8 protein-coding genes and 1 tRNA gene are annotated in these 11,118 nt (G+C 71.2%); 6 read left to right on the top strand and 3 right to left on the bottom strand.

The annotated features are described in order from the left end of the window. The 3 genes from FF041_RS37985 to FF041_RS18500 form a co-directional block, all read left to right on the top strand. A partial coding sequence (locus tag FF041_RS37985; RefSeq protein ID WP_194292084.1) for a peptidoglycan-binding protein occupies positions 1-870 on the top strand: 870 nt, incomplete at its 5' end. Between the two features lie 70 nt (positions 871-940). After that, positions 941-2,101: an SPFH domain-containing protein gene (locus tag FF041_RS18505; RefSeq protein ID WP_153523859.1), complete on the top strand. Its 1,161-nt coding sequence runs from the start codon at positions 941-943 to the stop codon at positions 2,099-2,101. Between the two features lie 517 nt (positions 2,102-2,618). Continuing rightward, entirely contained in the window at positions 2,619-3,209 is a 591-nt protein-coding gene (locus tag FF041_RS18500) for a lytic polysaccharide monooxygenase auxiliary activity family 9 protein (protein WP_153523858.1), read from the top strand. A 246-nt stretch (positions 3,210-3,455) separates the two neighbouring features. On the opposite strand, the gene FF041_RS18495 is transcribed toward FF041_RS18500, so the two are convergent. Together FF041_RS18495 and FF041_RS18490 are read right to left on the bottom strand one after the other, a co-directional pair. Next, positions 3,456-3,529, bottom strand: a tRNA-Lys gene (locus tag FF041_RS18495). A gap of 106 nt (positions 3,530-3,635) precedes the next feature. Then, positions 3,636-4,394: an IclR family transcriptional regulator gene (locus FF041_RS18490; RefSeq protein ID WP_323392083.1), complete on the bottom strand. Its 759-nt coding sequence runs from the start codon at positions 4,392-4,394 to the stop codon at positions 3,636-3,638. 312 nt (positions 4,395-4,706) lie between these two features. On the opposite strand from FF041_RS18490, the gene FF041_RS18485 reads away from it, so the two are divergent. The 3 genes from FF041_RS18485 to FF041_RS18475 all read left to right on the top strand — a co-directional run bounded on the left by FF041_RS18485 (position 4,707) and on the right by FF041_RS18475 (position 8,680). Further along, positions 4,707-5,507: a maleate cis-trans isomerase family protein gene (locus FF041_RS18485; RefSeq protein WP_153523857.1), complete on the top strand. Its 801-nt coding sequence runs from the start codon at positions 4,707-4,709 to the stop codon at positions 5,505-5,507. 112 nt (positions 5,508-5,619) lie between these two features. Beyond that, positions 5,620-6,711 carry an LLM class flavin-dependent oxidoreductase gene (locus tag FF041_RS18480; RefSeq protein ID WP_153523856.1) on the top strand — a complete coding sequence of 364 codons (1,092 nt, stop codon included), beginning with the start codon at positions 5,620-5,622 and terminating at the stop codon, positions 6,709-6,711. A gap of 250 nt (positions 6,712-6,961) precedes the next feature. Continuing rightward, positions 6,962-8,680, top strand: coding sequence for a glycosyl hydrolase family 18 protein (locus tag FF041_RS18475; RefSeq protein ID WP_323392081.1), 1,719 nt, complete (start codon positions 6,962-6,964; stop codon positions 8,678-8,680). A gap of 192 nt (positions 8,681-8,872) precedes the next feature. Here the strand turns inward: FF041_RS18475 and FF041_RS18470 are convergent, their stop codons facing one another. Continuing rightward, entirely contained in the window at positions 8,873-10,678 is a 1,806-nt protein-coding gene (locus FF041_RS18470) for a putative bifunctional diguanylate cyclase/phosphodiesterase (RefSeq protein WP_323371561.1), read from the bottom strand. Positions 10,679-11,118 lie beyond the last annotated feature (440 nt).

Here is an 11,118-nt window from a genome sequence, read left to right as displayed (position 1 = left end):
TGGAATCTGCCGGGGAACGCGGGGACGGGCGTCCTCCCCCGGTACGCCACCCGTATCGCCCGCGAGGAACTGCTGCCCGGCGACATCCTGCTCTTCCACGATCCCGCCAGCCCCACGAGAGGCTCGCACGTCACGATCTTCGGCGGCTGGGCCGACGCCGCGCACACGGCCTATGTCGCCTACGAGCAGGCGAAGCCGTACACCCGTAAACGGATCACGCCCATGGCGTACTGGAACAACTCGGACCGCTATGTCGCCTACCGCTACCAGGGGCTGACCGGCCCGGCCGGCATGGGCGCGGCAGCGGCAGCGGCAGCGTCCGGGTTCTGGTTCGGGCCGGGCGCGTACGGCGCGGAGATCACCCGGCTCGGCGAGCTGCTCGTCGCGCGCGGCGGAAAGCGGTTCTACGCCTCGGGTCCGGGGCCGCGCTGGAGTGAGGCGGACCGCAGGGCGACGGAGGCGTTCCAGCGTGCGCAGGGCTGGCGGGGGCGGGCGGCGGACGGCTATCCGGGCCCGGAGACCTGGCGGCTGCTGCGGACCGGCGCGGGCCGGGACATCCCCCCGCCCGCCCCGGCGGCGGAGCTCGCGTCCGTCCCCGCGTATCCCGGGCCCGGCCACTTCCGGCCCGGCCGGTCCAGCGCGTATGTCACCCTCCTCGGCGCCCAGCTGGTGAAACGCGGCCACGGCCGCTTCTACGCCTCGGGTCCGGGGCCGCGCTGGAGTGAGGCGGACCGCAGGGCGACGGAGGCGTTCCAGCGTGCTCAGGGCTGGCGCGGCCGGGCGGCGGACGGCTATCCGGGCCCGGAGACCTGGCGACGGCTCTTCGCCCGGACCGGGGAGGGGCTCGCGAGCCCCCCGAGCCGGCTGTGACAGCGGCGGCAGCGGCGGTGGCAGCGGCAGCGTCCCGGACAGGGAATCGACAGTGGAGGCGGAAGCGGTCATGAACACCACCACATCGGAGCCGGAGGGCGGCGACGCGCCGCCCGCCGCACCGCGGCACACCCCGGTGATCGCCCCGGAGGCGACCACCGAGATCCCGGTGCATCTGCTCTTCCGCGACAACGGCTCCCCGCCCATCGCGCTCCGGCCCGCGGTGGTCGCCCGGCGGCAGGGCACGGGGGAGCAGCCGAGGGTCGGCCGCGGGCCCACCGCCCCCCGGCCGCCCGCCGCCGCGTCGCCGACACCCGCGCCGCCCCTCGACCCCGGTCTCGTCGAGCGCCCCGGGGCCGTACTGCCCGGCTGGACCGGGATGGTCGCCGCGGCCTGTGCGCTCGCCGGGATCGGCACCCTGCTCTGGGGCGCGGGGGCGGTCCCGGCGATGGCGGCGGGCGTCCTCGGCCTGGCCGCCCACCCCTACCACGGCATCGGCCTCGGCCTGTGGTGTCTGGTCGCGCTCGGGGTGCTCATCGCCCTCTTCGCCCTCGGCGGGATCGGCCGCGGGCAGGTGGGCCATGTCTGGGTGCTCACCCAGTTCGGCGAGTACCGGGGCAGTGTGCGGCGCGCGGGACTGCTCTGGCTGAGCCCGCTGCTGCTGCGCCGCCGGGTCGACGTACGGCTGAGGCACTGGCGCAGCGACCCGATGCCCGCGGTGGACGCGGACGGCACCGCGCTGCGCGTGGTGGTCCTGGTGGTGTGGCGGGTGCGGGACACGGCACGGGCGGTGCTCGGCGTGGAGGACCACGAGGAGTATCTGAGCGAGCAGGTGGAGTCGGCGATGGCGCGGGTCCTCTCCCAGCTGCCCGCCGACGCCTTCCATGAGGACGCGCCGACGCTGCGGGACGCGGAGGCGGTGGGGGACGCGCTGACCGGGACGCTGTCGGCGCAGTGCGCGGCGGTGGGCATCGAGATCTTCTCGGCGCAGCCGGTGGGGATCGAGTACGCGCCGGAGGTGGCGGCGGCGATGCAGCGCAGAAGGATCGCGGCGATCGACGCCAAGCACCGGGACAGCGTGCTCACCTCGGTGGTCGACGCGGTGGACGACACGGTGACCCGGCTAACCGCGCGCGGGCTGGTGGAGCTGGACGACTACGAGCGCAAGGCGCTGGTCAAGGATCTGACGGTGGCGTTCTACGCCGGGCGCGCGGGGGCGTGGGAGGACTGAGCGGGCCGGCGGGCAGGGGACGCCGAACCCCGGGCGGTCCCGGCCGTCGGAGCGCCTGGTCGGAGCGCCTGGTCGGAGCGCCTTGCCGGAGCGCCGGGCCGGGGGCCCGTCCGGCTCCCGCGCGATACGGCGCGATACGGCGGCGCGATACCGCGTGATACAGACCCGACATCGGTGTCAGAGTCAACTGGGCTGCGGGAAAAGGCTCGTTCTCAACGGTTCCCGTTGTGCCAGACAGGCAAGCGGAGGATGCCGAACCTGCTGGTCGATCGGGGTCGAGGCCAGGCGGCAGAGGTCCGGCAGCCATCTGGAGGATTGACTTCCGGGATAAGGGGAAGGGGGCCGCGGCTCGCGGCGCAGGTTTCAGATTGGTCTGGACATGGTGAACTTCCGTCAATACATTGGTGCTTGGTCTAGACCTGAAGGGCGCGGAAGGAGCGCTCCTTTATCACTTCAGCACCATCTGCACGCGTGTAGCAGGGCTCTCCGAACTCCCCCACGTTTTTTGGAGCGAAGCATGCGCAAGAGGTTTACCGCCGCCGCTGTCGGATTTCTCGTGACGGGCGCGACCGTGGTCGCGACCGGAAGCGCCAACAGCCATGGATACACGGACTCCCCGCTTCCCAGCCGCCAGAAGGTCTGTGCCAATGGCACGGTGACCGGCTGCGGCAACATTCAGTGGGAGCCGCAGAGCGTCGAGGGCCTCAAGGGCTTCCCGTCCCAGGGCCCCGCGGACGGCACCATCTGTTCGGGCGGCAACGGCCAGTTCTCCCAGCTGGACGACCCGCGTGGCGGCAACTGGCCCGCCACCGCCGTCTCGTCGGGCCAGAACCAGACGTTCACCTGGAAGTTCACGGCGCGTCACCGCACCACCGACTTCAAGTACTACATCACTAAGCAGGGCTGGAACCCCAACCAGAAGCTCAGCAGGTCTTCGCTGGAGTCGCAGCCCTTCCTGACCGTTCCGTTCAACGGGCAGCAGCCGCCGGCGACGCTCTCGCACTCCGGCAAGCTCCCTGAGCGCACGGGCAAGCAAGTGGTGCTGGCGGTGTGGACCGTTCACGACACCCCGAACGCGTTCTACGCCTGCTCCGACGTCAAGTTCTGACGTTCGACCGCGTTCGACCGGCTGGACGACGCGGCGGCGGTGCGGGGATCGCGGTCACACCCACGACCGTGGAACCCGCAGAGCGCAGAGGCAGGATCGCCGGGTGGGGCCGAGGGACCTGAGCCGGGTCCTCGGCCCCACCCAGTGGCGTTACGGGGGGCCCGCACAGCAGGCGGAGCCGTCTCGCACGCCAGGGAAACGCCTCCAGGGCGCTCCGGATGACCGGAGCGCCCTGAGGGTGTTCTGTGCGCCGCCAGGGACTCGAACCCCGGACCCGCTGATTAAGAGTCAGCTGCTCTAACCAACTGAGCTAGCGGCGCTTGACGAGGTAAATATTACCTGGTCCCGGCGAGTGCTTCGGACACCCCCCGGCGACACCCCTCGGCGGTACCCCCGGGGGCGCTCCGGTCCCGGGGTCTCCGGGGATCAGAGCACCAGCGACAGCACCACCGGCGCGGCCTTGCGGTTCAGCTTGTCCGCCGCCGCGCGCAGCCGGTGGGCGTGCTCGATCGGCAGGGAGAGCGCGAGACATCCCACCGCCGCCCCGGCGGTCAGCGGAACCGCGGCGCAGACCGTGCCCACCGCGTACTCCTGGAGATCGAGCATCGGTACCGTCGGCGGCTGGCTGTCCAGCTTGGAGAAGAGCAGCTTCTCGCTGGTGATCGTCCGCGAGGTGAAGCGGGTGATCTTGTGCCGGGCCAGATGGTCACGGCGTCCGTTGCGGTCGAGCTGGGTCAGCAGGCACTTGCCGAGCGCGCTGGCGTGGGCCGCGAAGCGGAAGTCCACATACTCGTTGACCTTGGGCGTGTGCGGGCCGTCCGCGTACTGGGTGATCCGGACCTCGCCGTCGACATAACGGCTGAGATAGACCGCCGCGCCCACCGAGTCGCGGATCTCCGCCAGGGTGTCCTGGAGCTTGGCCTCCAGCGCGTGCTGCCGGCTCGCCCCGGAGCCCAGCAGCACCAGCGAGTCACCGATCACATACGCGCCGTCCGTGATCTGCTCCACATAGCCCTCGCGGCGCAGCATCGCCAGCAGAGGAGCCAGATGGCCGGCGGGCAGTCCGGTCTCGCGGGCGATCTGAGCGTCGCTGACACCGCTGGAGTGCCGCGAGACCGTCTCCAGTACACGCAGCACATACTGCACCGAGTGGAACGGCGCGGTCGGCTCCGGCTTCAGCGCCACGGTCTCCCCCTAGCAGGTCGTCACCGCACAGCATCCGTACCACGATAGCGGCCAAGGGCGGTCCCGGGGGCAGCGGTTGGCGAGAATGCGGAGTGCTCCACTCCCGCACGCTGGCAAGCAGCTCGTAGGCATATGCCAGCGGCATGATTTACGGGGGCTGGCCGCACCGCTCGGAGCCGAGCCGAGCCGGAACCATGGCCGCGCGGCCACCCCGATGGCATACGGGTCTGCGCGGGAGGCTTGAGCCATGCCCTGTGGTGGTACCTGATCATCCCGGGGGCCGATGAGCAGGGATGAACGGAAAGGCCGCACATGACCACGGTCGGACTGCTGTACCCCGGGCGCCGCGCCGAGGACGACTACCCCCGGCTGGAGGTACTGCTCGACAGCGACATCCGGCTGCCCGTCGTCCGCACCGACGCGGGCGAAGACGCCCAGCGGGTGGACGCGCTGCTCGCGACGGGCACGGCGGACCGGCTCGCCGCCGGGATCGCGGAGCTGCGGCTCGCGGGGGCGGAATCGCTGGTGTGGGCGTCTGCCAGCGGCAGCTTCGTCTACGGCTGGGAGGGGGCCCATCAGCAGATCCGGACGCTGGCGCGGGCCGCGGGGCTGCCCGCGTCGAGCGCGTCGTTCGGCTTCGTCCACGCGGCGCGCAAGCTGGGGGTGAGCCGGGTCGCGGTGGGCGCCACCTATCCGCAGGACATCACGGCCCACTTCACGGAGTTCCTCAGGACGGCGGGCATCGAGGTGGTGGCGTCCCGTTCGAGCGGGGTGCGCACGGCGGCGGAGGCGGCGGGCTGGGGGCGGGCCGAGCTGCTGGAGCTGACCGGGGCCGCCGACCATCCCGCGGCTCAGGCGGTGCTGCTCCCCGACACGGCCCTGCGCACGGCGGCGCATCTGCCGGATCTTGAGGACCTGGTGGGCAAGCCCGTCCTCACGGCGACCCAGGTCACCGTCTGGGAGGGCCTCCGCCTCGCCGACCGCCGCACCTGGGCCCTGCACCTGGGCGCGCTCTTCGCCAGACCGGCCGAAGCGCCCGCGCCCGCCGCCGAACCCCGGGCCCGCGCCCGGGCGCACACCCCGCGCCCCGGGAGGAAGCGGGACCAGCCATAGGGGCAGAGGGCAGGGGGCAGGGGGCAGGGGCAGGAGGGCAGGGGGCAGGAGAGAGCGGGCGGCGGGAATAAGCGGAGACACCCTCCTCTTGACTCCTGTTGTACGTTGCCTCATGCCCAGGAGGACTGAACCAGTGGAAACCATTCGAGGCACCGCACACGGCAGCGCCCCCGTCCCGCTGTCCGTGCTCGACCTCGTCACCGTCGGCGAGGGCGCCACAGCCGCCGAGGCGCTCCGCACCAGCGTCGGCATAGCCCAGCTCGCCGAAGCCCGTGGCTACCACCGCCACTGGGTCGCCGAGCACCATTCCATGCCGGGCGTGGCCTCCTCGTCCCCGGCCGTGATCCTCGCCCATCTGGCCGCCCGCACCGGCCGTATCCGCCTCGGCTCCGGGGGCGTCATGCTCCCCAACCACGCCCCCCTGGTGATCGCCGAGCAGTTCGGCACCCTGGAGGCCCTCGCCCCCGGCCGGATCGATCTCGGCCTCGGCCGCGCCCCCGGCACGGACGGCGCGACCGCCGCCGCCCTGCGCCGCACCGACGGCGGCGCCGAGGGCGCCGAGGACTTCCCCCAGCAGCTCGCCGAGCTGACCCGGTTCCTCGACGGGGACTTCCCCGACGGCCACCCCTACGCCCGGATACACGCCGTCCCCGGCCCCGTCCAGGGCTCCCGCTCCCGCCCGCCGATCTGGCTGCTGGGCTCATCCGGCTTCAGCGCCCGCCTCGCCGGAGTCCTCGGGCTGCCCTTCGCCTTCGCCCATCACTTCTCCGCGCACAACACCCTCCCCGCGCTCGGCCTCTACCGGGAGTCCTTCCGCCCCTCGGCCGTGCTGGACGCCCCCTACGCCGTGATCGGCGTGGCCGCGCTCGCCGCCGACGACGAGCGCGAGGCCCGCCGGCAGGTGCTCACGGGCGCCCTCTCGATGCTGAGGCTGCGCACCGGCCGCCCGGGGCTGATCCCCACCCCCGAGGCGGCGGAGGCGTACCCCTTCAGCGCGCCGGAACGGGAGTTCGTGGAGAGCTGGCTCGCCAACATCTTCCACGGGACCCCGGACGCGGTACGCGAGGGCCTCGACGCCCTCCAGCGGCGTACCGGGGCCGACGAGCTGATGATCACGGCGAACGCGCACAGCGGCGAGGCCCGGCTGCGCTCGTACGAACTCATCGCCGACGCCTACGACTTGCCCCGGGAAGAGGCTTGTTGAAGTGGTTTATTCCTGAACAGTTCCTATGGCTTGTTCAACATACCCTTAACGAGTCCTTAAGCCGCTTGTCACCGAAGGTGGCAGGCGGTTTTCTTATGCCTGCGCGGCCCTGACGAGCGGTTTCTCGCTCAGATTGGTCTAGTCCCTTTTTGGTTCGGACCATTGACGCAGCGATGGCCGGATCGCACTCTGTGTTCACCAACTCCTGTTCCAGGAACCCCCCGTTCCTCCCCCCACTCGGAGGCTGTTCGTGAGCTCCCGCAGACCCCTGATCGCGGCCTTGACCACGGCGGCGCTCGCCGCCAGCGTCATGGCCGGCTTCGCCGCCACCGGCACGGCCAGCGCCTCGTCCACCGAGAACGCCGCCGCTGCCACCCCCACCACCGGCGGCGTGAAGATCGCGTACTACGACCAGTGGAGCGTTTACGGCAACGCCTTCTACCCCAAGCACCTGGACACCCGCGGCATCGCGGGCAAGCTGGACATCATCAACTACTCGTTCGGCAACATCCACCCGACCGAGCTGACCTGCTTCCAGGCGAACAAGGCCGCGGGCGACGACAACAACCCGAACGCCGGTGACGGCGCGGGCGACTCGTACGCCGACTACCAGCGGACCTTCAACGCGGAGACCAGCGTCGACGGGGTCGCCGACCGCTGGGACCAGCCGATCGCGGGCGTCTTCAACCAGTTCAAGAAGCTGAAGGTCAAGTACCCCAAGCTGAAGATCAACATCTCGCTGGGCGGCTGGACGTTCTCCAAGTACTTCCACGACGCGGCCAAGACCGACGCCAGCCGCAAGAAGCTCGTCTCCTCCTGCATCAAGCAGTACCTCAAGGGCGACCTTCCCGTCGCGGACGGCTTCGGGGGCGTCGGCTCGGCCGCCGGCATCTTCGACGGCATCGACATCGACTGGGAGTACCCGGGCTCCTCCGGCGGCCACCTCGGCAACCACGTCGGCCCCGAGGACAAGGCCAACTTCACCCTGCTGCTCGCCGAGTTCCGCAAGCAGCTCGATGAGTTCGGCGCGGCGAACGGCGGCAAGAAGTACCTGCTGACCGCCGCCATGCCGGCCGGCCAGGACAAGATCAAGTACATCGAGACGGACAAGGTGGGCGCGTACCTCGACTACGCGAACATCATGACGTACGACATGCACGGCTCCTGGCGCAAGGACGGCCCGACGTACCACCAGTCGCCGCTCTACTCCCCGGCGTCCGACCCGACCGACCCGATCAAGCCGGGCACCGAGAAGTACTCGATCGACAACGCGGTGAAGGCGTGGATCGACGGCAGCCCGGCCTACGGCATCACGGGCGGCTTCCCGGCCAAGAAGCTCACCCTCGGGTACGAGATGTACTACCGGGGCTGGAAGAACGTCCCGGCCGGCGCCAAGAACGGCCTCGGCGGAACCGCCAACGGCGGCAGCGCCCCGCGCCCGCTGAGCCAGCAGGCCGGCATCGCCAACTACAAGGAGCTCGGCGGCATCGTCGACAACCCGGCGACGACGTTCTGGGACGACGAGGCGAAGGCCGCGTACTTCTACAAGGACGGCGAGTTCTTCACCGGGCTCGACAAGCGGGCGATCCAGGCCCGCGCCGACTACGCCCACAAGCGCGGTCTGGGCGGGGCGATGCTGTACTCCCTGATCGGCCTGGACGACAAGACCACGCTGCTCAACGAGATCGTCGCGGCGGTCGGTCCGTCCCCGGGCAACCCGGACCCCTCGCCGAGCAACCCGAACCCGTCTCCGAGCAACCCCAACCCCTCGCCCAGCAACCCCAACCCGTCTCCCTCGGAGCCGCTGCCGGGCTGCACGGCGACCCCCTGGGCCGCGAGCGGCACGTACAACACCAACGCGCTCGTGTCCCACAAGGGCCGGGTCTACAAAGCCGGCTGGTGGACCCAGGGCGAAGAGCCCGGCACCACGGGCCAGTGGGGCGTCTGGCGCGACCAGGGCCCCTGCTGAACCACTGTCCCGGCCCAGTGATCCCTGTCAGCCGGCCCCACACGGCTGACAGGGATCGGCCACCGGACTGCTGAGTCCCCCCACACCGCCGCCCCCGGCCGGAAGCCCACTCTCCGGCCGGGGGCGGCTTTCACGCGTGCGGCGGTTTTCCGGCTGCGTGCGGTGCTCAGTGCTACCCGGCGCCAGGTGTTCTCAGGCCGCCGGCGGCGTGCCGATCATCTCGCCGATGCGGTCCGGCGGCACGGCCCGTGAGTACAGCCAGCCCTGCCCGGTGTCACAGCCGATCCGGCGCAGCCGGGCCGCCTGCCCGGAGGTCTCCACGCACTCGGCGGTGACGGTGAGCCCCAGCCGGTGGGCGAGCTGCACCATGGCCTCCACGATCGTCTCGTCGGCCGGATTGGGATGCGCCTCGTCCTGGAAGCCCCGGACGAACGAACCGTCCAGCTTCAGCACCGAGACCGGCAGCCGGCTGAGATACGCCAGATTCGAGTACCCGGTCCCGAAGTCGTCGATCGCGATCCGCACCCCCATGTCGCTGAGCGCCTGGAGCGCCTGGAGCGGGCGGCCCGCCGAGCCCATCACCGCCGACTCGGTCAGCTCCAGCTGGAGCAGCCGGGGAGCGAGCCCGGTCTCCGCCAGGATCTCCGCCACATCCGCCACCAGATCCGAGTCCCAGACCTGCCGTACGGCGATGTTGACGCTCATGAAGAGCGGCGGGGCGTGCGGATGGTCCCGCTGCCACTGGCGTGCCTGCCGGCAGGCGGTGCGCAGCACCCACCGCCCCAGCTGGACGATCGAGCCGTCCTCCTCGGCGATCGAGACGAACCGATTCGGCGTGAGCGTGCCGAACTGCGGGTGGTTCCAGCGCACCAGCGCCTCCACCCCCCGGGTCACCCCGTCCGCGAGCCCCACCAGCGGCTGGTACTCCAGGGCGAACTCGCCGCGCTCCACGGCGGGCCGCAGGGTCGAGGCGAGGGCCTGGCGGGTCACCCGGTGGGCGTTGCGCTCCGGGTCGAAGAACGTCCAGCGGGCTTTGCCGTCCTCCTTCGCCCAGTACAGCGTGGTGTCGGCGGCCTGCATCAGCCCCGTCGCGGTGGTGCCCGCGACGGTCCGCTCGACCACCCCGATCGACGCCGACACCGACAGCCGCTGCCCGTCGAGGTCGAACGGCCGCTGGAGCACCTCCAGCGCGGACCGGGCGACATCGGCGAGCTGCTCCGCGCCGGTGGAGTCCTCCACCAGCACCGCGAACTCGTCGCCGCCGAGCCGGGCCACCAGATGACCGCCGCCGCCGGTGTGGCGGGTGTCGGCCGCGCACTCGGTCAGCCGCCCGGCGACCGCGGCGAGCAGCCGGTCGCCGACCCGGTGCCCGAGCGTGTCGTTGATGGCCTTGAAGCCGTCGAGATCGAGATAGCAGAGCCCGATCCGCCCGGTGCAGCCGTGGTCGTACGCGGAGGACTCCAGCGCGGCGGTGAGCCGCTCGAAGAACAGCGCGCGATTGGGCAGCCGGGTGACCGTGTCGTGCATCTGGAGATGGCGCAGCCGCGCCCGCAGCTCGCGCCGCTCGCTGACGTCGGCGACGGAGAGCAGCACCCCCGGGCTCCCGGGCAGGGGCACCAGGGTGACCTCGGCCCAGAGCGGCCGTCCGTCCGGGTGTTTGAGCCGCCGGGTGCAGCGGTAGCGCGAGCGCCGTCCGCGCAGCACCTCGCCGTACGCGTGCCGGCCGCGGCGGTCGGAGGCGAGATCGAGCAGCTCGGCCACGGGCTCGCCGCGCAGTTCCGCGCTCTCCTCGCCCAGCAGGGCGGTCAGCGCCGTATTGGCGGTGACGATCAGGCCCTCCTGGTCGACCAGGGCCATCGCGAGCTGTGCCGCGGTGAACGCGGCACTGTGGTCGCGCAGTTCGCCGATGGAACAGCCGTTACGCTCCGTGATCCGCTGCCGGGTCCTGCCGGGGACGGCGATTCCCGTGGGCCCTGTTCCTTCGGAGGCTGCGCTCACCGCTCACTCCCGCAGTGCAGTTGTGTCGTACAGGGGCGTACAGATGTGGTCGGGAAGGGTCGGGGACTTGGGCGAAGAGATCGGGAAAGTGTGCCGATCATAGGGGCTGCTCCCGGGGCCGTACCAGCTCCGCCACTTGGGTGCGGCCCGTTCGCGGAGGAGGGCCGATCGTTTCTGCGCGGATGCTTACGGCTGCTTACGACTGCTTACGGCACCGATTCTCTGGTGACCGGATGTGACATTCCGTGATCCATCCGAGTGTCGGCGGATCGGGTGCGGGTGTCGTGGCAGTCACCCGACTGGGGCACCGGAACAGGGCGTATACCAAGAAATCATCACAAGGTGGTTGAGGTGTCTCCCATTCCGCAGCCGGAGGTCTACGTGGAGGGTCAGCAGTCACCCGCGGGAACACCCGGGGGAGTGGAGCCTCTCACTCCGGA

This window comes from Streptomyces jumonjinensis, from assembly GCF_009600885.1.
Lineage (GTDB): Bacteria > Actinomycetota > Actinomycetes > Streptomycetales > Streptomycetaceae > Streptomyces > Streptomyces jumonjinensis.
This window is presented reverse-complemented; position numbering and strand designations above follow the sequence as displayed.

Excerpts from the sequence above, each read along its gene's own strand:
- FF041_RS18505 (WP_153523859.1), top strand. The coding sequence starts at position 941 with ATGAACACCACCACATCGGAGCCGGAGGGCGGCGACGCGCCGCCCGCC.
- FF041_RS18500 (WP_153523858.1), top strand. The coding sequence starts at position 2,619 with ATGCGCAAGAGGTTTACCGCCGCCGCTGTCGGATTTCTCGTGACGGGC.
- FF041_RS18485 (WP_153523857.1), top strand. The coding sequence starts at position 4,707 with ATGACCACGGTCGGACTGCTGTACCCCGGGCGCCGCGCCGAGGACGAC.
- FF041_RS18480 (WP_153523856.1), top strand. The coding sequence starts at position 5,620 with ATGCCCAGGAGGACTGAACCAGTGGAAACCATTCGAGGCACCGCACAC.